The organism is Natronosalvus sp. KLKA75, from assembly GCF_059736265.1.
Genome location: NZ_CM185522.1, coordinates 949382 through 972594, shown reverse-complemented (window position 1 = coordinate 972594; position 23213 = coordinate 949382). Strand labels below are relative to the sequence as shown.

Here is a 23213-nt window from a genome sequence, read left to right as displayed (position 1 = left end):
CGTGAAAAGTATTGTTATAGTTCTTACATATTGACAACGATGCTACTCAAATACGTTTGAGCAAGCGTGACGCAGGTTTCACCAACGTTGTGGTGCATTTTCGATCCTCGTGTTCGAATCAATTTTTACTTATTTGTTCGATTCCGGACTAATCTCCGGGGTATCCGCAACCGGGGTAACCTCGAGGTCGTCGCCCATCTCGAGGACGAGCGTCTCGTCACCACACGAGAGTTCGAATCGGGCCTCGAGTGGCGACGCCGATCGGACATCGGTCGTCCAGTTCTTGGACGTGAAGTGTCCGAACAGTTCCCAGAGTGGCGTCTCGAGAATCGAGATGCCGTGTCGGTGGAGGAACGCTGCGGTTGCGGGGTGGAGCGCGACGAACACCTCTATCGGCAGGTGGATCATCGTGCGACACTCGCGACAGGTGTGGTCGACCGTGTGCACGACCAGACCGACGCGCTCGTGGGAGTCGACGGAGGCGTCGACAACGCCGTTACACTCTGGGCAGACGCCACCGTCGACCGCGACGGCCGTACTCCAGATGCCGCAGCCGAAACTCTCGGCGATTTCGGACGGCGATCGGTGTGCCGCCTGACTGCGCGGAAAGGCATCGGCCAGGAGCATCGAGTCACACGCCGTACACCGGACGACGAACCGCTCCTCGAGTGAGTCCGCGACGAGCGCGGCTTCTCGACAGAACGGGCACACGCCGTCGACGTCGACGGCCTCGAACGTCAACGTCGCCTCGTACAGGCCCGACCGAACGGCGCGAACGATCTTATCGCCGGCGTACGTGAGTTGGTACCCACCGTCCATTTCGGCGACGAATCGGCCGACGAGGTGCTTGAGGTGGTAGGAGAACTGGGACGTGCTGTCAACGTCGACCGCGTCGTACAGGTCGGTAAACGACATGACGTGCCCGTTCTCCTGCACCTCCCACTCGCGGTCGGCCAGCGCGAACAGGATCTCGAGGCGGCGGTCGTTCGCGAGTGCGTCAATGGCGTCACTGACCGCCGGATCGATATGACCCTCGTCGTCGGTCGAATGCATGGCGATATCGTTGGTGGTCACCACCTATACAAGCATTCGTACGGAACGTGAACGATAGCGGTCACTGACAGTTCGAGGCAACCCGTTCGCGGGTGAAAACAGGTCGTGAGTGATTGATCCTGGTCGACAGTGGGTTAGAGGAACGTGATCACTTCGCGCAGATAGTTGAGGACGATACCGATGATCGCAAGGTAGCCGACGATCCCGAGGACGTTGACGATCAACCCGTTCGTGTACGGGCCCATAAACTCCTCGTCGTTCGCGATGCCGAGAATCAGGAAGCCGAGGATCGGGAACGCGATCACGGCAACCGCCTGCGCTATCCGAAGGAGTTGGATTGGGTCTTCCTGGTACACGATCACGACGGCGAGGCCGAAGAGAACGGCAAGAGTCGCCCACGTCTTGACGGGTCGGCCGTCCATCGTCGGATCCTGACCGAACCCGTCGGCGAGAAGCGTCGCTCCGAGGATCGCGTTGACGACCAGCGAGGAGAGCGCGGCGAAGAAGAAGCCGAGCGTAAAGAGGTAGAACGCGCCCGAACCGGCGACGGGCTCGAGCTGGGAGGCCATGCCGACGGCATCGAAGACTGGATCGGTCTCGCCGTGAATAACGCTCGCGCTCGTCAGCATAATGACCGTCACGATGAGCCCGAGGACGGCGATACCGAGAATGCTATCCGACCCCTTCTCGGCGAGCTGGTCCGGGCCCCACTCTTTCTCCCGGACGAGATACGTCTGGTAGGCCGCGGCAGCAATCGAGAACGTCGTTGCCGCCATTCCGAGCGCGAGGAAGAGCGCGTCGACGTTCGGGACCGACGGGATCAGACCGCCGGCAGCCGCGGGAACGTCGAACCCGACGATGGCGAGCGTCCCGACGAACGCGACGAGCATGATCCCGACGACGAGTTTGATGAGGAGTTCGATCTTGTCGTACAGGTTCGGCAACCAGATGAAACCGATCGCCGCGAGGGAGAACACGGCGGCCCAGAGCCTGACGTCGTAGCCGACTAACGCGTTCGTCGCGAATCCGATGCCCGCGTTGTTCCCGGCTTGAAACGCGAGAATAGCGAGGAAGCCGAAGACACCGCCAACCGTCGCGAGGCCATTCCCGTACTTCTCTCGGGCGGTCTCGAGGAGCGTTTCCCCGGTGGCGAGGCCAATCCGTGCGGCCATCCACGTGTACGTGATCATGAAGATCGTCGCGATTATCGGCACCCACAGTAGCTGGTAGCCGTAGAGGCTCCCGGCGATCGTACTCAGCGCGATACTGCCCGGTCCGACGACGACGGCCGCCAGGATGAGCGCGGGACCGATGGCCGTGATCCGATTCCAGAGGGATCGACTCGATGCTGTTTCTGTGTTGGTTGCAACCATACCGCAAAGCTACGTTCAGGAAATAAATAGATACTGGCGATTCGAACAGACATCACCGAGAACAATTCCGGAAGGAACGCCGAAAAGCGTTGAATTATCGCTCACACAGGACCATCGTTCGACGCACCTGCGAGGGTCACGAACCCAGTCGAATTCCCGTCGATACCCTTTTGCGTCCGCTCAGAAACAACCATACATGACTTTCCAGCAGGCACTCGAGGGCGTCACGTGCCCGATTGTGACGCCGTTCGACGAATCGGGATCGGTCGACGAAGAATCGCTGGGGTCGCTCGTCGACGCGCTCCTCGAGGGCGGCATCGACGGGCTCTTTCCCTGCGGGACGACCGGCGAGTTCGCGAGCCTCTCGCCCAACGAACGGCGTCGAGTCGTCGAGGTCACGGTGGAGCGAGCCGACGGCGAGGTGCCGGTGCTCGCCGGCGCCGCCGCGACCAGCGTCCCGGAGACGGTTGAGTACGCCGAAGCGGCCGCCGAGGTCGGCGCCGACGTCGCGGTGGTCGTTCCGCCGTACTTCCACGCGGCGAACGACCCCGCTGGTGACCGCCGATTCTTCGAGGCGGTGGCCGACCGGTCGCCACTCCCGCTCGTCCTCTACAACATCCCGTCGTGTACGGGCCAGCCCATCGCCCTCGAGACGCTCGAGGCAGTCGCCAGTCACGCAAACGTCGTCGGCCTGAAGGACTCGAGCGGCGACTTCGAGTACTTCCTGGCGGCGATGCGCCGGACGCCCGAAGAATTTCTGTGTCTGCAGGGATTCGACACGTTGCTCGTCCCTTCTCTCCGAATGGGCGCCGACGGCGGCGTGAACGCGCTCTCGAACGTCGCGCCGGAGGCGTACGCCGAGGTGCTCGAGACCGCCGAAACCGAGCGCGGAGAGGCGCTCCAGGCGTCGATCTCTGGGCTGTTCGAGGCGTGCGGAACCTACGGATTCGCTCCCGCGACCAAAGCCGCCCTCGACCACCGTGGGTGGCTCCCCTCCGGCGCGGTTCGTCCGCCGCTCGTCACCGTTCCTGAGGCGGGCCGAGAGGCGATCACCGACCGTACCGACGCGCTGCTCGAGGGTTGATCCATGACCGACGACACAATCGACACCCCATCTGACGATCCAACCGACGACTCGGACGACGCAGACGACCGAGTACCGGACGATCGATCGACTGACGGTCAGCCGACCATCCACCAACTCGACGAGCACACCGTCGCCCGGATCGCCGCCGGAGAGGTCGTCGAACGGCCCGCCAGCGCGGTCAAGGAACTGGTCGAGAACGCCCTCGACGCCGACGCCACCCGCATCGAGGTGACGATCGAGAAAGGCGGCACCGAGTCCATCCGGGTCAGCGACGACGGCCGCGGGATGACCGAGACGGACGTCCGCCGGGCGGTTCGCCAGCACACGACGAGCAAGATCACGGGCCTCGAGGACCTCGAGAGCGGCGTCGAGAGCCTGGGCTTTCGAGGGGAGGCGCTCCACACCATCGGTTCGGTGTCGAAGCTGACGATTCGGACCCGTCCTCGAGCCGACGGAACCGCCGACGAATCCCCGACGGGAACCGAACTCGTCTACGAGGGCGGCGACGTCGTCGCCGTCGAGCCGACCGGCTGCCCGGAGGGAACCACCGTCGTCGTCGAGGACCTCTTCTACAACACCCCCGCCCGACGGAAGTTCCTCAAGACCACCGCAACAGAGTTCGCCCACGTCAACCAGATCGTCACCCGCTACGCCCTCGCCAACCCGGACGTGGCGCTCTCGCTCACCCACGACGGGCGCGAGGTGTTCGCCACGACGGGCCAGGACGACCTGCAGGCCGCCATCCTCGCGGTCTACGGCCGGGAGGTCGCCCGATCGATGATCGACGTCGAGGCCGAAGCCGAGGAGCTCCCGGTCGGCCCGCTCGAGACGGTCTCGGGAACCGTCTCCCACCCGGAGACGAACCGGGCCAGCCGGGATTACCTCGCGACCTACGTCAACGGTCGGGCGGTCACCTCCGAGGCCATCCGCGAGGGGGTCATGGACGCCTACGGCGGCCAGCTCGGCGGGGACCGCTACCCCTTCGTCGTGCTCTTCCTCGAGGTCCCCGGCGACGCCGTCGACGTGAACGTCCACCCACGCAAGCGCGAGGTTCGGTTCGACGACGACGACGCCGTCCGCCGGGCGGTCGAGTCGGCCGTGGAGGACGCGCTGCTCGAGCACGGGTTACTCCGCTCGCGAGCGCCGAGAGGGCGCTCGGCGCCCGACGAGGCGACAGTCGGACCCGACGAGTACGAGGACGGAACGCTCGCGGGGACGGCTAACGAAACCGAGGCAGGCGAGTCGAGCGGTTCGGAGCCGTCGAACTCCTCGGTCTCGAGCGATGCCGTCGGCTCGCGTTCGGTCGACCGCCGGGACAACTCGAGCGAGGCATCCGCAACCCAGGCAGACGGCTCCAAGGCACCAGAGGCACCCGAAACTGGGCAGTCGTCGGACGGGTCACGAACGAACGCCTCGAGTCGGCCAGAAACGTCGCCGTCGACTCCTTCGTCCGACCTGGAGGCGAGCCGTTCCGATCCCTCGAGGGCATCCGAACAGACGAATCGAACGTCGGATACGTCGGACGCGACGGACGCAACGGAGACGACAGACGCAAGAGACCGATCCCGACACGCCGCCTCGAGCGACCCGTCGCGCTCGATCACCCCGTCGACCGACCAGCGGACGCTAGCGGGCGGGACGGCCACCGACGCGCTCGAGTACGACTCCTTGCCCTCCCTGCGGGTACTCGGCCAGCTGAAGGACACCTACGTCGTCTGTGAGACGCCCGAGGGACTCGTCCTGATCGACCAGCACGCCGCCGACGAGCGCGTCAACTACGAGCGCCTCCAGCGAGCGTTCGCCGACGATCCGACGGCCCAGGCGCTCGCCTCGCCCGTCGAACTCGAGCTCACTGCTGTCGAGGCCGAGGTCTTCGAGCACTACCGGGACGCGCTCGTGCGCCTGGGCTTTTCCGCCGACCGCGTCGACGACCGCACAGTCGCCGTTACGACGGTCCCCGCCGTCCTCGAGAAGACCCTCGAGCCGGCCCAGCTCCGGGACATCCTTGCCTCGTTCCTCGACGGCGACCGCGAGGCGGGCGCCGAGACGGTCGACGCGCTGGCCGACGACTTCCTCGCCGACCTGGCCTGCTATCCGTCGATCACCGGCAACACCTCGCTCTCTGAGGGATCCGTCCTGGACCTGCTCGAGGCGCTCGACGACTGCGAGAACCCCTACGCCTGTCCCCACGGACGCCCCGTCCTCGTGCAGTTCGAGTACGGCGACCTCGAGGACCGATTCGAGCGGGATTATCCAGGTCACGCCTGATTCGGTCCGACAAAGAGCGTCTTCTGTCTCACTATATAATTTATAGTATAAACCGACGGTAGCCGGCGGACCAATCACGAGCGAAGAGAGTCACTCGAGGTCGCGAAAACGACTATGCCATTATCTATCATAGCTCGAGTATGGCGATGCAATCCCCCTCCGGTCGACACTCGCGCTGCCTGAACTGCGGCTTCGAAGCGCCCGGCGGTGACGACGCGTGGGTTCGCCTGGAGGTGCCCGGCCTCGGGCGGATGACCCAGTGTCCGGAGTGCGAGAGCACGAACGTGATGACGGGGCGCTAGTGCGCGTCACCTGTCGCACCGTCGCAGACAGACTCTTGAGTCCGACGCCCCTACTGGACCTATGAGCCAGGAATCCGACGAGCGAGCGCTGACCGACGAGGAGTGGCGTGAGCGCCTGACCGACGAGCAGTACCGCGTTCTCCGGGAGGCCGGGACCGAGCGCCCGTTCTCCGGCGAGTACGTCGATCACGAGGAGGACGGCTCCTACTCGTGTGCGGGCTGTGGAGCCACGCTCTTCGAGTCCGACACGAAGTACCACTCGGGGTGTGGCTGGCCGAGTTTCTACGACGCCGACGACGACGTGGTCGAGACGCGCGTCGACACCAGCCACGGCATGCACCGCACCGAAGTCCTGTGTGCCAACTGTGGCGGCCACCTCGGGCACATCTTCGAGGACGGCCCCGAGCCCACCGGCCAGCGCTACTGCATCAACTCGGCGGCGCTCGAGTTCGAGGACGAGTAGGGACGAGTAGTCACGATGCGTTTCGGATCGGCGAGCGCGGAATCGTCGGTGACCGATTCGAATGGAGGGTAAAACGATCGCGAACTGGACAGGTTAGTCGAGCGACGACGCCAGCGCCGCGGGTGGCTCTCCAGCGAGCGCGTCCCGGTCGTGTGGCGTCTCGAACTCGAGGTCGGGGCCGCGGGCGACGATACCGTGCGGGTTCACGTCCGGGTGGGTCGTGTAGTAGTGTTCTTTGATGTGGTCCATCTCGACCGTCTCTGCGACACCGGGCGTCTGGTAGAGGTCGCGCAGGTACGGCCAGAGGTTCTCGAACTCGCGAATGAACTTGACGTTACACATGAAGTGCGTGTGGTATACTTGGTCGAATCGCACGAGGGTCGTGAACAGGCAGACGTCGGCCTCGGTCAGGCGATCACCGGCGAGGTAGCGCTGCTCGGCGAGCACGTCGTCCCAGTGTGCGAGCGCATCGAAGAGGTCGTCGACGGCCTCCTCGTACGGCTCCTGCTTCGTCGCGAACCCGGCCCGGTAGACGCCATTGTTGATCGGCTCGTAGATCGCCTCGATGATCTCGTCGACCTCCTCGCGGTAGCCCTCGGGGTAGAGGTCGACGTCCTTGGTCGCCAGGTCGTCGAACTCGGTATCGAGCATGCGGATGATCTCTTCGGACTCGTTGTTGACGATGGTGTCTTCCTTCGTGTCCCAGAGCACCGGCACCGTGACGCGACAGGTCGCGTCCGGGTCGGCGCGCACGTAGAGTTCCCGGAGGTAGTCCGCCCCGTGGACGTGGTCGACGGTGCACCCGTCCTTCTCGGGCGTGAACTGCCAGCCGTCCTCGGCGCGATAGGGGTCGACGACCGAGACGGAGATTGCGTCCTCGAGACCCTTCAGCGATCGCACCAGGAGCGTCCGGTGGGCCCACGGGCACGCGTAGGAGACGTAGAGGTGGTAGCGCCCGGCTTCGGGCTGGAAGCGGGCGTCCGGCTCGTCCCGTACCTCGTCGCGGAAGGTCGTCGTCTGGCGCTCGAAGGCCCCCTCCTCGTTCGTAGTCTCGGACGCGTCGGTTCGCCACTCGCCGTCGACGAGCATGTTCATAATCGAATAGAGGGGGCGCTCGCACAAAGGCCCTCGCTAACACCAATGTCACCTCGAGCGACGACGATGGACGAGTGGCTCGAGGAGCCACCGAGGCTCGAGTCGAACCCCACTCAACCCGCCGCCAGCACCCAGTAGCCCGCCACCGAGAGTACGAGCGCGACGCCCTCGAGACGGGTCAGCCGACGACCGGTCGCCAGGAGGACCGCCGAAACGGCAGTCAACGCGGCGAGCCACCACAGTCCCGAGCGAACACTCAGGTCGACGGCCAGCGGTGCGGCCATCGCGGAGATGCCGAGCACGCCCAGCAGGTTGAACACATTCGACCCGACGACGTTCCCGGCCGCGATGCCGACCTCGGCGCGCCGCGCCGCGACGACGGATGCTGCCGCTTCGGGGAGGGAGGTTCCCCCTGCAACCACCGTCACGCCGATGAGCCACTCCGAGACGCCCCCGGCGCGAGCGAGTTCGACCGCGCCCTGAACGAGCAACCGGCCGCCGAGACCGACCAGGACCAGGCCGACGACGAGGACGAGCGCGTCGACCCCGGGATGGCGGTTCGTTCCCGAGCGCTCGGCTTCGCCAACGTCGACGTCGGAACCGCGTGCGGATCGGGCAAGCCAGGACATATAGATGACCAGACACGCGAGGAGAATGAGACCCTCTGTGCGCGAGACGTACAGATTGACCAGAACCGCGATCCCGACCCCGGTCGCCGCCGCCATCGCGACGGCGTCTCGCCGGACGAGGGTGTCGGCGACGCGAAACGGACTGATGATCGCCAGTGTACCCAGAATCGCGCCCAGGTTGAACGCGTTCGATCCGACCACGTTGCCGACGGCGATGGCGCCGCGTCCCTCGAGGGCCGCCTCGACGCCCACGACGATCTCGGGTGCCGACGTCCCGAAGGCGACGACGGTGAGACCGACGATCAGCGGTGGGATGCCCGCCGCTCGAGCGAGTCGGGAGGCCGCGGTGACGAGCCACCGCGCCCCCAGCCAGAGCGCGACCAGACCGACGAGGGTCGACGCCGCAGGTCCGAGCAAAGACACGGGTGACCTTCCACTGCCGACCGGATAAGCGTCGGCGTCGACACTGGTCCGACACCGATCCGCGAGCGAAAGCGCTTATGCCCGACCGGTGAGGACTCGAGGTATGGCCGACGACGGCGACGCAGGCGGCGAGAACGGGCACCGCCAGAGCCGCCTGTTCACCGACGACGATGGCGACTTCGACGCCGAGCGGGCGCGCGAGGAGTCCCTCCCCGTCGAGGACGGCGACGTGGTCAACACCGACGAACTGGCCGACCACCAGACCTACCTCGAGGGCCGGGGGATCTACGACGAGCGAAACCGGCTCAACGACCTCACCGGTCGGGAGTGGAAGTTCGCTACGAAGTCGGTGATCCCCGAGGCGTATCCGCCGGACCTCCAGCACGACCTGCGGAGCGAGCACGGGGGCCAGAAACCCCCGCGGCTCTGTGCGGACCTCGTCGATCGGTTCAGCAAGGCGGGCGAGACCGTCCTCGACCCGTTCGCGGGCGTCGGCGGCACGCTACTGGGTGCGAGTCTCTGCGAACACGAGGGAACCGGCCTGCGGGAGGCCATCGGCTTCGAGCGCAACGCCCGGTGGATCGAGGTCTACGAGACGGCGCTCGAGCGGGAAAACGAGGAGCGCCGGGAACGCGGTGAGGCGCCGCTGGCTGCCCAGGACGTCCGCGAGGGCGACTGTGCGGACCTGGTCCAGGACCTCTCCGAGAACTCGGTCGATTTGCTCCTGACCGACGTTCCTTACTGGGATATGGACGAGCGCGAGCAGACGCGAAACCGGCGGGCGACTCGAGAGAGTAAGTTGGGGGCGTTCGATGCCGACGTCGACGCCGTCAACGCCGATGCCGACGGCAGTGGCGGCGACGATGTCGGTGGCCGTGAGAGTAAGAGTGGGAGCGACGATGGAGGTGACGCACAGCACGCCGACTCGAGCGGCCAGTCGAAAGCCGACTGGCTCGCCGAGATGGGCGAGCGATTCGCCCAATTCTCGAGGGTCCTCAGGCCCGGCCGGTACGCCGTCGTCTTCATCGGCGACATGTACCGCGAACAATCCTACGCGTTCCTGGCCGCCGATCTCGCTCGAGCGATCCAGGACGCAGCGCCGATGACGCTCGCGGCGAACCTGATCTGGTACGATCCATCGAAAGATCTCCACGTATACGGCTACCCGTTCTCGTTCGTGCCGTCGATGGTCCACCAGAACGTGCTCGTGTTTCGGGTCGACGAGTGAGTAGCGAACGCGTCTGACCGCTGTCACACGGCCGTCTGACTCAGTTTTATGCCCGATCGGTGAGTAAGTACATTCGAGGCACGCACCACCCTGACGGTATCAGTTCCCATCCTTCCCCGGTGTGTGCCTGCACGTACCCCCTCTTTCGGCGTCGACTCAGGTTTCAGCCAGCAACGTCGACCGAACCTGCTCGATGGCGTCCGTCTCGGTGATCACCGCTACCTCGTCACCGGCGGCCAGCGCCGTCCCCGGGAGCGGAATCGTCAGCGACTCCGTCTCCCGTCCGTGGGCGTAGATGCGCGAGCCTTCGGGTAACTCGAGTTCGCTGAGTCGCTTGCCGACCGCCGGCGACCCTTCGGCGATCTCGAGAACGGTCAGGTGCAGGTTCTGGGCCAGGTCAGCGACGACGTTGAAGTCCCCACCAAGGAGCGCGGTCTTCGCGCCGGCGGCACCGAGTCGCTCGGGGTAGATGATCTCGTCGACGTCCGCGGCGTACTTCTCGTAGATGTCCTCCCGGTAGTCCTCGTCGATCCGCAAGACGGTCCGACAGCCGTAGTGTTTGCCGACCATACACGCCGCGAAGTTGACGTTCAGATCGGGCGTCATCGCGCCGATAGCGTCGGCCGTCTCGATGCCCGCCTCGAGCAGTGCATCCTCGTCGGCGCCGTCTCCCTGCACGCCGTCGAACCCCTCGCCGTCGGCGCGCTCGAGACGTTTCTGGTCGTTGTCCAGGATGACGACGTCGTGGCCCTCCTCCGCGAGAATGCGGGCCGTTCGCGCGCCCACCCGACCGTACCCGACGATGATGAACTTCATGCGATAGCGGTACGCGGGCAGGGGTGAAATATGTTGGTCCGTGACACGGCACGCGTCCGGTCGGGCGAGCGTGTCGGGCAAGCGATAGAACGTGTCCTCGAGTTTGAGTTTCAGTGACAGGTAATGGTGAAGACTGCCTGCGAGACGGCTCGAGTATGCAAGTATGCGTATAGGTGGTCACATCGAGACGGGAAGGTTTAAGCGACCCCCCTCACCTATGCTCGAACGTCCAACATGGGGGCAACCGACACGCTCGCGGAGTACTTCGACTTCCGGGCTCACGACACGGACCTGCGCACCGAATCGGTCGCGGGGATCACGACGTTCCTCGCGATGTCGTACATCATCCTCGTCAACCCGTTCATTCTGGCCGATGCGATCGACATTCCGGGATACGGAGACATCGCAACCGTCCAGATGATCGCCATCGGGACGATCATCGCCTCGGCGGTCGCCATCTTCGTGATGGCGTTCTACGCCAACCGGCCGTTCGGCCTCGCGCCCGGGATGGGACTGAACGCCTTCTTCGCGTACACCGTCGTCCTCGGCATGGGCATTCCCTGGGAGACGGCGCTCGCGGCGGTGTTCGTCGAGGGGATCATCTTCATCGCCATCACCGCGATCGGCGCTCGAGAGTACGTTATCCGACTGTTCCCTGAACCAGTCAAGATGGCCGTCGGCGCCGGTATCGGTATCTTCCTGCTGTTCATCGGCCTGCAGGAGATGTCGATCGTCGTCGCCGACCCCGAGACGGCGGTGGCCCTCGGCGGCCTCGCGACGAATCCTGCGGCACTGCTCGGGCTGTTCGGTCTGTTGCTCACGTTCGTGCTCTGGGCACGAGCCATCAAGGGGTCGATCATCGTCGGTATCGTCGCCACGACCGGGCTCGGCTGGCTCGTTTACCTGACCGGACTCGCCGGCACGACAGTGCTACCGGAGGCGCTCGTCGGTGAAGATGGCGGCCTCACGTTCGCCGTCGTCACCTCCCCGCAGTACGACATCTCGCCCCTGCTCTTCGCGTTCGTCGACGGCCTGCAGGACGTTGACCCACTGACGTTCACGCTGGTCGTCTTCACGTTCTTCTTCGTCGACTTCTTCGACACCGCCGGGACGCTCATCGGCGTCTCCCAGTTCGGCGGCTTCCTCGACGAGGACGGGAACCTCCCGGACATGGACCAGCCGCTAATGGCCGACGCGATCGGCACCACCGTCGGGGCGATGGTCGGCACCTCGACCGTGACGACGTTCATCGAGTCCTCGACGGGCGTCGAGGAGGGCGGTCGCACGGGCATGACCGCGTTCGTCGTTGGCCTCCTCTTTCTCGCCACGCTGGTGTTGATCCCGCTCATCGCGCTGATCCCCGCCTACGCCTCCTTCATCGCACTGGTCGTCGTCGGCATCATCATGCTCGAGGGCGTCCTCGACGTCGAGTGGCAGGACCCGGCCTGGGCGGTGTCGGCTGGGCTGACGATCACGATCATGCCACTCACGTACTCCATTGCGAACGGCCTCGCTGCCGGGATCATCGTGTACCCGATCATCAAGGCCGCCACCGGCGAACTCGAGGACGTGCGCCTCGGCCAGTGGCTGATGGCGCTGGCGCTCGTGGGCTACTTCTACGTCTATACGAGTGGGATGCTCGGCTGACGAGTAATCGACTGCCGCAACCACGTCTTTCTTCTCGATCGAGCCCCGTTTTTCAGACATGACAGACATTACCTTATACGAACTGCCCGGCTGTCCGTTCTGTGCGAAAGTCCGAACCAAGCTCGAGGACCTGAACCTCGAGTACCACATCGTCCAGGTTCCGGCGGCTCGCAACGAGCGCACCGAGGTCGAGGCCGTCAGCGGCCAGACCGGCGTTCCGGTCATCGTCGACGAGGCCCACGGCGTCGAGGGAATGGCCGAAAGTAACGACATCGTCGCGTATCTCGAGGAAACCTACGGCGCCGAGGCGTAGGCCGACGGCTCGACGACGGCGGTCGGCGTCACCCATCTCGTAGTGGAAGAACCGATCCGGAAACGAACGGAGAAGCATCACCACGCCAGGCATGTCAAGATAGTTTTATTCAGATATATGGTGAGACGGTACGAAATGCCGCTACTTGGATGTCTGAATCCTCTCTCTATACGCGAGTTTTCGAGGAACTCACCGAGGGCGTCGCGATCGTGGATCCCGAGACCGAACGATTCGAGGACGTCAATCGGGCGTACGCCGACGTGTTCGGGTACGAACCGGCCGAACTCGAGGGCGCGTCCTTCGTCGAGGTGATCAGTGACGGGGGTCCCTCGGACGGGGACACCCTGTCGATGACCCTCGAGACACCGCGGACAGACGAATCTCACCAGTTCGAGTACGTCCTCAAGACCGCCGAAGGAACCGAGCGCCGCGTCGAACTGACGCTCACGCTCCTCGACGTCGACGACGGCAGTCGGTGGCTGTCGACCATCCGCGAACGTGGATCCGAGGAAACGCGATCTCGAGCGCTAGACACGACGGTTCAGCGGCTCAACATCGCCCTAGCCGGAACGAACACGGGCGTCTGGGAGTGGAATATGGAGACCGACTAGGTGACCTGGACCGAATCGATGGAACGACTGTTCGGACTCGAGCCCGGCACGTTCGAGGGAACCTTCGAGGCGTTCGCCAAGCGCGTCCATCCTGACGACCGCCCCGCCGTACAATCGGCCATCGAGACGGCCATCGAGCAGGACGACGTGTTCCAGCTCGAATACCGAATTCTCCGTGACGACGGCGAGCAGCGCTGGGGGTACGCACGGGCTGAAACGTACGGGTTCGAGGACGGCAACGGTCGAATGGTTGGAATCGTCACCGACATCACGAAGCGCAAGGAACAGGAGCGTCGACTCCACCGACAGGACCTGCAGTACAGGCAACTCGTCAACCGCCTTCCGGAGGCCTACTACACGTTCGATCGCGACTGGACGCTGACGTACTGCAACGAGGTGCTGGCCGAACGACTCGAAACGACTGTCGACGAATTGATCGGAACGTCGGTCTGGGAGGTGATTCCCGGCGCTCGAGGATCGATCCTCGAGGAAACCTTCCAGGAAGCGAAGGAGCGCCAGGAGGTAACGTCATGTGAATTCTACGTCGAAGATTACGAGTACTGGATCGAGGCGCAGGCGTATCCCTACGAGGACGGGGTTGCGGTCATCTCGGCCGACATCACCGACCAGAAGGAGAAGTTTGGGATGGTGCTGGACTCCATGCCACTCATTTTCTATCGGATCGATAGCGAGGGAGTTTTCCAGGAATCTCGCGGCAAAGGGCTGACGATGCTGGGTCTCGAGCCCGGTGCCGTCGTCGGCGAATCCGTGTTCGACGTGTACGCGGCCAACCCAGAGATCCTCGAGGCGGTCGAACGGACGCTCGAGGGCGAAGAGGTGTCTCTCACGTTCGAAGTCGAAAACCACTACTTCCAAAGCCAGTTCAGACCGATCGTCGAGGACGACGACGTGACCGAACTCATCGGCATCTCGATGGACATCACCGAACTGGAACGCCAGCGCGAGCAGATGGAGTTCTTCAACTCAATCCTCCGTCACGACGTGTTGAACGGGATGACCATCATCAAGACGCGCGGCGAACTCCTGGCCGACCAACTCGAGGGCGAGCACGGGCGGTATGCACGGACGATCGTCGACTGGTGTGACGCCACGACGGCGGTCACGAAGAGAGTCCAGCGCGTCATCGAGACGCTCACGACGCCGAACGAGGAGAGCCAGGTTATGCCGGTCGATGCAGGCGCGATCCTCCGGCGGAAGCTAGACGAACTGCAAAACGCGCACCCTGAGGTCACCTTCGTCGACGATTTCGACTCGAGCGTGTCCGTTCGTGCCGACGAGTTGTTGTCCGACGTCCTCGCCAACCTCCTGTCGAACAGCATCGAACACAACGACACGGACGGCCTCCGGGTCGAAGTGACGATCGAAACCGACGACGCCGACGCCGTCACGATACGAATCGCCGACAACGGGATCGGAATCGCCGACGAGCGCAAAGAAGGCGTGTTCCGTCGCGGCGCGACCTCCCACGTCAAAGAGACCGGGTCAGGCTTCGGGCTGTTCTTCGTCGACGTCATGGTCGAGAAGTACGGCGGCGAAGTCTGGGTGACTGACAACAACTCAGGCGGCGCCTGCTTCGTTCTCGAACTCCCGAAAGCGAACGGAGGGACAAAAACGTGATACGTGTGCTCTCCGTACCGGGGGCAAGGAAATGACGGGCGCAGACGCTCCGGTCGTCCTCATTGTCGAAGACGAACCGGACGTGGCGGAGAGTTACGAGCTCTGGCTCGCGGGTCGATACGAGATCAGGCGCGCCCACGACGGCGAGGATGCGCTCGACGTCATCGACGACACGGTGGACGTGGTCCTCCTGGACCGGATGATGCCGAAACGATCCGGCGAGCAGGTCCTGCGCGAGATCCGCGAACGCGGGATCGACTGTCGCGTCGCGATGGTGACAGCGGTCGAACCCGACTTCGACGTCGTCGAGATGGGGTTCGACGCGTACATCACCAAACCGCCAGAGCGAGCGGACCTGATCGGTACGATCGACCAGCTGCTCGAGCGGGCGACTCTCGATGGAGCGTTACAGGAGTATCACTCGCTGCTGGCCCGGAAAGGCGCCCTCGAGTCCGAAAAACCGCTCGCCGAGCTGGAAGCGAGCGACGAGTACCAGAATCTTCTCGACCGTATCGACGCGAAACAGGCCGAGATAGACGATGGTCTCGGGGACATGGCCTCCGATATCGACTTCGTTAGTGCGATCCGTGAACTGGCCGACGACGCTGACGGAGGCGACCAGGACGGTTCGGCCGCATTCGACCGGATCACCGACGCCGAGGAGGAACGATGACCGACGGGTACGACGTCGCAGGAGTACTCCCCGACGGGTTGCTCGAGGAGGTCGAGCCGGGGACGAACGTCGCAGTCGTTGGGCCGTCGATGAGCGGAAAGCGCGAGATAGCGCTTCGCTTGCTCGCAACCGGCTACGAATCGGGTGACGGCATTCTGTGCATTACCACGGGAAACGCAGAACGGCTGTTCAACGACCTCGAGCGACACGTTACGTCGCTGGATCGGAAGCAGATCGGCGTCCTCAACTGCGGTGGACGTAACACGTGCTCGATGATCGAGGAGATGACGGAGTCGGTCTCCTCGCCAGCCGACCTGACCGGGATCAGCATCGGGACGGCCAAACTGTTCAACCAGTTTCACAAACGAGGCGTTTCGGACATCAGGTACGGTCTCATCTCCGTTTCGTCCCTCCTCCAGCACCTCGACAGCAACACCGTGTTCAAGTTCCTGTACGTCTTCGCCAACCGGGTGAACGATACGAACGGCCTCGGGATCTACACACTCAACGACGACACACACGACGCACAGGTCATCAACACGGTCCGGGGGCAGTTCGACGGGGTCATCGAACTCCGGGAAACAGACGCCGGCGACTGGGAGTGTCGCGTTCGTGGGTTCGGGCGAAAATCGACCGGCTGGACGGCGCTCGAGTAGCGTCGCCGTCAAAAATACAGGGACCTCGAGTCCAAATCCGAATCCGGATTTGGATCCCCATTCGGATTCGGAGTCAGGCCGCTTCTTCGCGCTTCGCCCGCTCGCGAATCACCTTCCGGAGTTCCGCGGCGTCGTCGAGCGCTTCGAGTTCCTCGCGTTCGACCAACGCCGTCCCGTCGACGTTTTCCTGCTTCGCGCGGTCGACGACGTAGACCGACTGGGTGTGAGTGACCTGGCCGATGGAACTCATGATCCTCGCACGTTTCTCCGCCGCCTTGGTGAACTGGGAGTGGCCGGTGAGGACGACGTCCTCGTCGTCGGCCTCGTCCTGGCTGACGGCCTTGAACGGCGAGCGCAGCGTCGGGTGGACCCGGTAGCCCGCCCGCGTGAGAACCGCGACGACCTCCTCGTCGTCGGGGTCGGCGTCCGGCTCTTCGGGCGTCGCATCGCGCTCGCGAACGTCCTCCGTACCCTCGAGAACGTCCACCGGGCTGGTCAGGGGCGCGTCGAAGAGGTCCTCGAGCGCCATCGCGACCTCGATGGAGGCGTTCATGCCGTCTTCGTACTTCGAGACCGTTCGGCGGGAGACCCCGAGTTCGTTCGCGAGCTGCCCCAGGCTCCACTCGCGAGCCTCGCGTTCGTCGGCCAGCAGGTCGCCGTCGATGTTGACGTAGAGACCGCCGGGGGCCGCGTAGATCAGCGGCGGGACGTTCTCGATGAACAGGTTGTAGGCCGTGTCGGGGCTGAACACCGGAACGCCGTGGCGGAAGTAGACCACGTCGGGTTTCAGGTCCTCGTCGCGACTGCGCAGGCCGATGACCAGCGGCGTCGCCTCGAGGTAGGTGCCGAGTCGGCGCATCTCGTGGCCGGTCGCCTGGTTGAAGGCGTCGACGTTGCCGAGGATCTTCACGAGGATCAGGTCCTCGCCGCGGCGGGCCGCGATGTCGAAGCTCTTCGGGCGAATTGCACACCGGTCGCTCACCGTAAAGCCCGCGTCTTCGAGCATCGCGGTGACGTTGCCGACCAGTGCGGATCGGGACATAGGGAAAGGTAAGTCACTCCTGGTATATGAGCGTTTCCCCGATGACTCCGTGCCGTCCGGTCTTTTTGGGTTTCGGCCGGATCGTCGCCACTCCTCGAGATCCGAGCAGCCGGTTTTATAACTGGACGAACCAGTACGGCCGGTCGGAATCGGGACCAGGGCCAGTTCGCAGAAGTCACGAGGCGAAACCGGTTAACGACTCGCGGTCCAACGAGCAGCGATGACCGTCGTCGGCCTCGACGATACGGACTCCCGCGAGCGCGGGATGTGTACGACCTACGTCGCGACCGAGGTGGCCAACCGCCTGACCGAACAGACGGGCGCGACCGCCGAGCGCCTGCTCCTCGTCCGGCTCAACCCCGCCGTCGAACACAAGACTCGCGGGAACGCCGCCCTCGCGATCCACCTCGGCCACGACCAGCAGTGCGATCCAGAGACGGCCTTCGAGGTCGCCCGGGCGACACTCGAGGACCTCGCAGAGTCGGCCGACGATCGGACGAACCCGGGACTGGTCGTCGCCGACCACCACCCCGACGAGGTTCCCGACGACGTGAGTGCGTTCGCGCTGTCGGCGATCCGTGACCACCTGTCGATCGACGAAGCCACGACGCTCGCCGACGACTGCGGCTACCGTCGGTGGGGGGCGGGAAATGGCCGCGGACAGATCGGCGCGCTGGCGGCGGTCGGCGCCTGGGTCGCCCTCGAGGAGCGGGACTGGACCCACGAGTACATCGCCTACCGCGACCCGGAACGGTGGGGAACGCCGCGAACGATCGACGAGGAAAGCGTCTTCGCGGCCGCCGAGGCGGGCTATCCAACCGTGTGGGACACCGTCGACCGGGTCGAAGGCGAGACGGTCTGCGTCCCGCACACGCCGGGACCGATCCTGCACGGGATCCGCGGCGACGACCCCGAGGCCGTCCGAACTGTGTCCGAAGCGATCAGGAGCGAACCGGTCGCCCGAACCCAGCGATTCGTGACCAACCAGGGAACCGACGTCCACCTCCAGGACGGGTCGACCCTCGAGTCGTTCTCGGCGGCTCGGGACGGGCGAGCCTACCGCCTCGAGGGACGGGTCGCCGGCGAGCCCGAAACGCGACGGGGCGGGCACGTGTTCTTCGAGTTAGCCGACCCAGCCGACAGTGCGTCTGCAGACGCCTCGAGTGAAAGTGACAATACGGACGTCTCGAGCGCGAACGCGACCGAGACGCTCACCTGCGCCGCATTCGAACCCACCAAACGCTTTCGCGACCGGGTACGCGCCCTGCGAGTCGGTGACCAGCTCACCGTCTGTGGCGAGATCGCCCGCGGTACCCTGAAGCTCGAGAAGTTCGCGGTTCGCGACCTCGTCGAAACCGAGCGCGTGACGCCGACCTGCGAGTCCTGCGGCCGACGGATGGAGAGCGCCGGTCGTGGCCAGGGCTACCGGTGCCGGAAGTGTGGGACGACAGCGGCGACGAAGGTCGACCGACCTCTCGAGCGCGACCTCGAGGTCGGGTGGTACGAGGTACCCCCGTGTGCGCGACGCCACGTCGCGAAACCGCTGGTCAGAGGGGGGTTCGACGGGCCGACGCACCCGGAGCGATGATCGTAGTCGTGATCATGATCGTGACCGCGGTCAGATGGTCAAGGTAAACTGACGCCCTGGCGTACCAAAAACTGACTCGCTTCCTTGATCTCGACCGGGCTGCCGATGATCCGGCAGTACCGATCGCCTTCGGGGAAAATCGTTATCGTAAACTCCTCGTCGAGTTGCGCCTCGAGGCCCGCCAGGGCCTCCTGCGGGAGGACGATTTGCGTGCTATCGCGCAGACTCGACGGATCTGGCATTCGTTCGGCTAAACGATGCGTTGCCGGTCGTTTATGTGTGTCGAAGTGTCCGTCGGTTTCGAATAGAGGGGTGATCCGGATGCATCCCGGTTTCCCGATTCGTCCGTGCGCGGCCGCGACCGCACCGCGACGCCTGCACGAGGTCGAAAGGGTTTTTCGCGACGCGCGGATGAGGCTAGATAGAATGGGGCTCGAGGAGGACATCCAGGCAATCGAGGAGGAAATCGCCAACACGCCCTACAACAAGTCGACCGAGGCGCACATCGGCCGGCTGAAATCGAAGCTCGCCGAGAAGAAAGAGAAGCTCCAGAACCAGTCCTCGGCGGGTGGCGGCACGGGCTACTCCGTCGAGAAGACCGGCGACGCAACGGTCGGCCTCGTCGGGTTTCCGAGCGTCGGCAAGTCCTCACTGTTGAACTCGCTGACCAACGCCGAGAGCGAGACCGGCGAGTACGAGTTCACGACCCTCGACGTCAATCCCGGGATGTGCAAACACCGCGGCGCCAACATCCAGCTCCTCGACGTACCCGGGCTGATCGAGGGCGCGGCGACCGGGAAGGGCGACGGCAAGCAGGTGCTCTCGGTCGTCCGGAACGCCGACCTCATCCTCTTCGTCCTCTCGGTGTTCGAGATCGAACAGTACGACCGCCTCCAGGAGGAGTTGTACAATATCAACATCCGCGTCGACAAGGAACCGCCCCGGGTGACCGTCCGGCCGAAGATCAAAGACGGCATCAAGATCACCTCGAGCGCCGACCAGGACCTGGACGAGGCCACGATCAAGGAGGTCCTGCGCGACCAGGGCTACGTCAACGCCGACCTCAACCTCGGTGAGAAGGTGGACATCGACCGCCTGATCGACGGCCTAATGGAAAATCGGGAGTACATTCCGTCGATCACCTGCGTCAACAAGGTCGACCTGATCACCCCGGAGTACAAGGAGACCGTCGACGAGCAACTCCGCGAGCGCGGCCTCGACCCCGAGGAGGTCACGTTCATCAGCGCCGCAGAGGAGAAGGGGCTCGAGGCGCTCAAGGATCGGATGTGGAACAACCTCGACCTGATCCGGGTCTACATGGACAAGCCGGGACGGGGCGTCGACTACGAGGAGCCGCTCGTCATCTCGGCAGGGTCGACCATCGAGGACGCCGTCGACAAGCTTGGCGGCGAGTTCGAGGAGCGATTCCGATTCGCGCGGGTGTCGGGGCCCAGCGCGACCCACGACAAACAGCAGGTGGGCGACCAGCACGTCCTCGAGGACGAGGACGTGTTGAAGCTGATTTTGCGTCGATAGCGGCGCTGCTTGGATCGATGTGATCTCCGGGAGGGAGTGGGTCGATCGGCGATGAGTCGACGGCGGATCGGTGACGGATCGAGGATGGCTCGACTCCGCCAACAACGCCGTCGCTAATTAGCCGACGATCAACCGAAGAACTGACAGGCGCCTCAGATCACTCGAGCCAGCAACTTCTGGTAGCCGATGCCGTAGAGGCCGGCGTACAGCAGGACGAACCCGAGCACCCCTGCCCAGACGGCCACGGACAGTTCACCGGCGCCGAAGTTCTGGACGCTCAGCAACTCCGCGGCGGCCCCGGCCACTGTCAGGGCGGCCGCGATCAGTGAGTAAAGTAGTAGCGTCGCCATTTCGAGGACGACTTCCGTATTCAGTGCAGCCATTACCGGCCACGAGTATCTCGAAGGACCTAACCCTTTCTGTTGGCGCCGAAACCACCGTTTCGGATCTCGGCCGTAACCTGAGAGCCCACAACGAGGTCGTGATCCGGGCAGATGAGCTTCGCGCCGAAGCCGTCGTCGCGCGCACAGAAGAACGAGAGTCCGGTGATCGGCGTGCCGTCGACGGTCACCGCGAGGCGGTCCCAGTCGACGGTTCGACCGCCATCCTCGAGCGTGCCGAGTCGAGTTCCACCGAGGCGAACTTCGGTACCCGAAACGTCCCCGAGGACGCCTCCGCCCTCGTAGTGGGGCATCCCGCCGTCGAGGACGCCGCCGTCGTCCGCTGCGATTCCGACGAACCCCGATCCAGGAGACGGATGCGCCGGAGCGTCGAGCACGGCGTACGTCTCGCCGACGTCGACCACCGTGCCGATACCGTCCCACGCGAGCGGCCGAATCTCCAGGCCGAGCGCCAGCGGGAGCGACCCCGATGCCCGATAGCAGTTCTGGTCGGGTCGACGAAAGCCAACGTGGAGGTGGTTGTCGACCCAGGGGGCGAAGAAGCCGGCCCGGACGAGCCGACCCAGCGAGTCTCCCGCCTCGACTGTCTCGCCCGCCTCGACGGTGGGGTCGACGTGGAGGATTCGGGCGACCAATCCAGCGAACGGCCCGTCGCACTCGAGGAGGACCAGGTGGTCGTGATCGGGCGCGTACGGTTTCGGCGGCGCTCGGACGGTCCGCGTCTCGAGCACGGTTCCCGAGACGGGGCTCGGCGCCGCGGTCGTCCGGCCATCCCGTAGCGTCCCGGGATAGAGGTCGATTGCACAGCCCCGGTCGTGGGCGGGGTACGGCGAGTTGTACAGCGAGAAGCGAGCGTAGCGCTCGAGCACCGAGGGTCCGAGCGGGACCGGTTCCGGCGCGTCCATCGCCTGTGAGTCGGAGTCGCGAGGATTTAGATAGTTCGGCTCCACGCTTCTGGTATGCCAGCGACTCCGCCGGTTCGCGTCCTCCGAGGCCGGAAACCGACGATTGACGCCGACCGGGCGGCGAGCGAACGCCTCCTCGAGGTCGCCGCCGATGGCCAGCGGGCGGTTCGGGTCTGGACGCCCCACCGCCAGGTCGCGTTCGGCCGCCGCGACGCCCGACGCGAGGGGTACGAACGGGCCCGCGAGGCCGCCGACGAGCGCGGGTTCCCGCCGGTCGAACGGGGCGTCGGCGGTCGGGCGGTCGCCTACGACGGGTCGCGGGTGCTGGCGTTCGCCCGCGTAGAGCCCGTCGCCGACTTCCGCCGAGGGACCGACGAGCGCTACGAACGGCTCACGGCCGACGTCGAATCGGCCCTCACAGCCCTCGGCGTCGAACCGGTTCGTGGCGAGCCCGACGACTCCTTCTGTCCGGGGGCCCACTCCCTCTCGCTCGAAGCGGGTGGGTCGCGTCGCAAGGTCGTCGGCATCGCCCAGCGAGTGACGAGCGACGCCGCCCTCGTCTCGGGCATCCTGCTCGTCGAGGCGAGCGACGAGCTTCGAGACCTCCTCAAGGCCGTCTACGATGCGCTGGAGGTGCCGTTCGATCCGACATCGGTGGGTGGCGTCACGGGCGATTCGGGTGCGTCCGTCGAGACCGTCCGGTTCGCCCTCGAGTCGGCCCTCGTCGGCGAGCGGGAACGCGTTCTCGAGGAACTCGACGCCTAGAGGAACGCCGATACCGTTAGCGCGACGGCCAGCCCGAACGCTGGCACGTCGAGCCGCGTGAGTGCGAGTTCCGGGAGCGTCGGGTTCCAGGCGAAACACCGCGCCTGCATCGCGATCGCCAGTCGATCCGCCCGGAGAAACGCGCGCTCGAGGGCCGTCACCCCGAGGTGGGTCACCCGCTCGAGCAAGCCCCGTTCAGTCCCCAGTCGAGCCGCAGAGGCGTCCCGGATCGACCGCAGATCGGCCCGGAGCACGGGGAGAAACCGAAAGACGAGCGCGACGCCCATTCCCAGCACCTGGCCGGGTTTCCCCGGAATCGTTCGCTGGATAGCCGCCCGAGAGGCGCGAACCGGCGTCGAGCGCACGTAGGCGGCGCTGACGAGGACGATCAACAGGACGCGGTAACTCGCGAGCGTCGGCTCGATCGCGTCGCCAGGCTCGAGCCACGGCGGACCGAACGAGATCGCGGCGACGACCGGGGCCGCGAGAAGAAACGGCAGCGCGAATCGGTAGGCGACGAGCGCACGAAGTGGCGAAACGGCCGCAGACCACAGGAACCCCAGCGCGAGGACGGTGAGTGCCGCGAGCGGTCGCGGCGAGAGGTGAGCCAGCGCCGCAACGGAGAACCCGATCTGGACGGCGAGTTTCGATCGCGGATCGAGGCGATGAGCGAGCGTGTCGTCGGGTTCGTAACCGAGCAT

At 65.0% G+C, this 23213-nt stretch carries 24 protein-coding genes; 14 read left to right on the top strand and 10 right to left on the bottom strand.

From position 1 onward, the window contains the following. Positions 1-129 precede the first annotated feature (129 nt). Positions 130-1074, bottom strand: a complete 945-nt coding sequence (locus tag AC6I65_RS04690) for an ArsR/SmtB family transcription factor (RefSeq protein ID WP_497902897.1) — start codon at positions 1072-1074, stop codon at positions 130-132. Positions 1075-1187: 113 nt separating this feature from the next. Next, positions 1188-2426, bottom strand: coding sequence for an Nramp family divalent metal transporter (locus AC6I65_RS04685; RefSeq protein ID WP_497902896.1), 1239 nt, complete (start codon positions 2424-2426; stop codon positions 1188-1190). Between the two features lie 196 nt (positions 2427-2622). On the opposite strand from AC6I65_RS04685, the gene AC6I65_RS04680 reads away from it, so the two are divergent. The 4 genes from AC6I65_RS04680 to msrB all read left to right on the top strand — a co-directional run bounded on the left by AC6I65_RS04680 (position 2623) and on the right by msrB (position 6546). Further along, the gene (locus AC6I65_RS04680; RefSeq protein WP_497902895.1) at positions 2623-3510 is read left to right on the top strand and encodes a dihydrodipicolinate synthase family protein; all 888 of its coding nucleotides are present in this window, start codon (positions 2623-2625) and stop codon (positions 3508-3510) included. Positions 3511-3513: 3 nt separating this feature from the next. After that, complete coding sequence (mutL, locus tag AC6I65_RS04675) at positions 3514-5781, top strand: DNA mismatch repair endonuclease MutL (RefSeq protein ID WP_497902894.1); 2268 nt, start codon at positions 3514-3516, stop codon at positions 5779-5781. 140 nt (positions 5782-5921) lie between these two features. Beyond that, positions 5922-6083 carry a hypothetical protein gene (locus AC6I65_RS04670; RefSeq protein WP_253433483.1) on the top strand — a complete coding sequence of 54 codons (162 nt, stop codon included), beginning with the start codon at positions 5922-5924 and terminating at the stop codon, positions 6081-6083. Positions 6084-6144: 61 nt separating this feature from the next. Beyond that, complete coding sequence (gene msrB / locus AC6I65_RS04665; RefSeq protein WP_497902893.1) at positions 6145-6546, top strand: peptide-methionine (R)-S-oxide reductase MsrB; 402 nt, start codon at positions 6145-6147, stop codon at positions 6544-6546. Positions 6547-6639: 93 nt separating this feature from the next. Here the strand turns inward: msrB and AC6I65_RS04660 are convergent, their stop codons facing one another. Together AC6I65_RS04660 and AC6I65_RS04655 are read right to left on the bottom strand one after the other, a co-directional pair. Beyond that, positions 6640-7641: a glutathione S-transferase family protein gene (locus AC6I65_RS04660; protein WP_497902892.1), complete on the bottom strand. Its 1002-nt coding sequence runs from the start codon at positions 7639-7641 to the stop codon at positions 6640-6642. A 113-nt stretch (positions 7642-7754) separates the two neighbouring features. Then, positions 7755-8693 carry a calcium/sodium antiporter gene (locus AC6I65_RS04655; RefSeq protein ID WP_497902891.1) on the bottom strand — a complete coding sequence of 313 codons (939 nt, stop codon included), beginning with the start codon at positions 8691-8693 and terminating at the stop codon, positions 7755-7757. 103 nt (positions 8694-8796) lie between these two features. On the opposite strand from AC6I65_RS04655, the gene AC6I65_RS04650 reads away from it, so the two are divergent. Next, positions 8797-9921: a DNA methyltransferase gene (locus AC6I65_RS04650; protein WP_497902890.1), complete on the top strand. Its 1125-nt coding sequence runs from the start codon at positions 8797-8799 to the stop codon at positions 9919-9921. A 156-nt stretch (positions 9922-10077) separates the two neighbouring features. Here the strand turns inward: AC6I65_RS04650 and AC6I65_RS04645 are convergent, their stop codons facing one another. Further along, positions 10078-10737: a potassium channel family protein gene (locus AC6I65_RS04645; protein ID WP_253433472.1), complete on the bottom strand. Its 660-nt coding sequence runs from the start codon at positions 10735-10737 to the stop codon at positions 10078-10080. 234 nt (positions 10738-10971) lie between these two features. On the opposite strand from AC6I65_RS04645, the gene AC6I65_RS04640 reads away from it, so the two are divergent. The 6 genes from AC6I65_RS04640 to AC6I65_RS04615 all read left to right on the top strand — a co-directional run bounded on the left by AC6I65_RS04640 (position 10972) and on the right by AC6I65_RS04615 (position 16275). Beyond that, positions 10972-12384, top strand: a complete 1413-nt coding sequence (locus tag AC6I65_RS04640; RefSeq protein ID WP_497902889.1) for an NCS2 family permease — start codon at positions 10972-10974, stop codon at positions 12382-12384. Between the two features lie 58 nt (positions 12385-12442). Beyond that, a complete protein-coding gene (locus tag AC6I65_RS04635) occupies positions 12443-12697 on the top strand; it encodes a glutathione S-transferase N-terminal domain-containing protein (protein WP_497902888.1) in 255 nt (84 codons plus the stop codon). Between the two features lie 149 nt (positions 12698-12846). Beyond that, a complete protein-coding gene (locus tag AC6I65_RS04630) occupies positions 12847-13308 on the top strand; it encodes a PAS domain S-box protein (protein WP_497902887.1) in 462 nt (153 codons plus the stop codon). Then, the gene (locus AC6I65_RS04625; RefSeq protein WP_497902886.1) at positions 13309-14946 is read left to right on the top strand and encodes a PAS domain-containing protein; all 1638 of its coding nucleotides are present in this window, start codon (positions 13309-13311) and stop codon (positions 14944-14946) included. A 31-nt stretch (positions 14947-14977) separates the two neighbouring features. Continuing rightward, positions 14978-15619 carry a response regulator gene (locus AC6I65_RS04620; RefSeq protein ID WP_497902885.1) on the top strand — a complete coding sequence of 214 codons (642 nt, stop codon included), beginning with the start codon at positions 14978-14980 and terminating at the stop codon, positions 15617-15619. Beyond that, positions 15616-16275 carry a DUF7504 family protein gene (locus AC6I65_RS04615; RefSeq protein WP_497902884.1) on the top strand — a complete coding sequence of 220 codons (660 nt, stop codon included), beginning with the start codon at positions 15616-15618 and terminating at the stop codon, positions 16273-16275. The genes AC6I65_RS04620 and AC6I65_RS04615 overlap by 4 nt, the downstream gene beginning before the upstream one ends. A 73-nt stretch (positions 16276-16348) precedes the next feature. Here AC6I65_RS04615 and AC6I65_RS04610 read toward each other — a convergent pair whose 3' ends face one another. Next, a complete protein-coding gene (locus AC6I65_RS04610; protein ID WP_497902883.1) occupies positions 16349-17317 on the bottom strand; it encodes a transcriptional regulator in 969 nt (322 codons plus the stop codon). Positions 17318-17537: 220 nt separating this feature from the next. On the opposite strand from AC6I65_RS04610, the gene AC6I65_RS04605 reads away from it, so the two are divergent. Next, the gene (locus AC6I65_RS04605) at positions 17538-18905 is read left to right on the top strand and encodes a TiaS agmantine-binding domain-containing protein (protein ID WP_497902882.1); all 1368 of its coding nucleotides are present in this window, start codon (positions 17538-17540) and stop codon (positions 18903-18905) included. A 38-nt stretch (positions 18906-18943) separates the two neighbouring features. Here the strand turns inward: AC6I65_RS04605 and AC6I65_RS04600 are convergent, their stop codons facing one another. Then, on the bottom strand, positions 18944-19147 hold the full coding sequence (locus tag AC6I65_RS04600) for a VNG_1110C family protein (protein ID WP_253433448.1): 204 nt from the start codon (positions 19145-19147) through the stop codon (positions 18944-18946). A 184-nt stretch (positions 19148-19331) separates the two neighbouring features. Here AC6I65_RS04600 and AC6I65_RS04595 point away from each other — a divergent pair, with 184 nt between their 5' ends. After that, the gene (locus AC6I65_RS04595) at positions 19332-20441 is read left to right on the top strand and encodes an OBG GTPase family GTP-binding protein (protein ID WP_497902881.1); all 1110 of its coding nucleotides are present in this window, start codon (positions 19332-19334) and stop codon (positions 20439-20441) included. A gap of 152 nt (positions 20442-20593) precedes the next feature. Here AC6I65_RS04595 and AC6I65_RS04590 read toward each other — a convergent pair whose 3' ends face one another. Next, the gene (locus tag AC6I65_RS04590; protein WP_497902880.1) at positions 20594-20824 is read right to left on the bottom strand and encodes a DUF8151 family protein; all 231 of its coding nucleotides are present in this window, start codon (positions 20822-20824) and stop codon (positions 20594-20596) included. A gap of 26 nt (positions 20825-20850) precedes the next feature. After that, entirely contained in the window at positions 20851-21747 is an 897-nt protein-coding gene (locus tag AC6I65_RS04585; RefSeq protein WP_497902879.1) for a DUF8155 domain-containing protein, read from the bottom strand. A gap of 54 nt (positions 21748-21801) precedes the next feature. On the opposite strand from AC6I65_RS04585, the gene AC6I65_RS04580 reads away from it, so the two are divergent. Next, on the top strand, positions 21802-22512 hold the full coding sequence (locus tag AC6I65_RS04580; RefSeq protein ID WP_497902878.1) for a lipoate--protein ligase family protein: 711 nt from the start codon (positions 21802-21804) through the stop codon (positions 22510-22512). Here the strand turns inward: AC6I65_RS04580 and AC6I65_RS04575 are convergent. Then, entirely contained in the window at positions 22509-23213 is a 705-nt protein-coding gene (locus tag AC6I65_RS04575) for an energy-coupling factor transporter transmembrane component T family protein (protein ID WP_497902877.1), read from the bottom strand. The genes AC6I65_RS04580 and AC6I65_RS04575 overlap by 4 nt on opposite strands.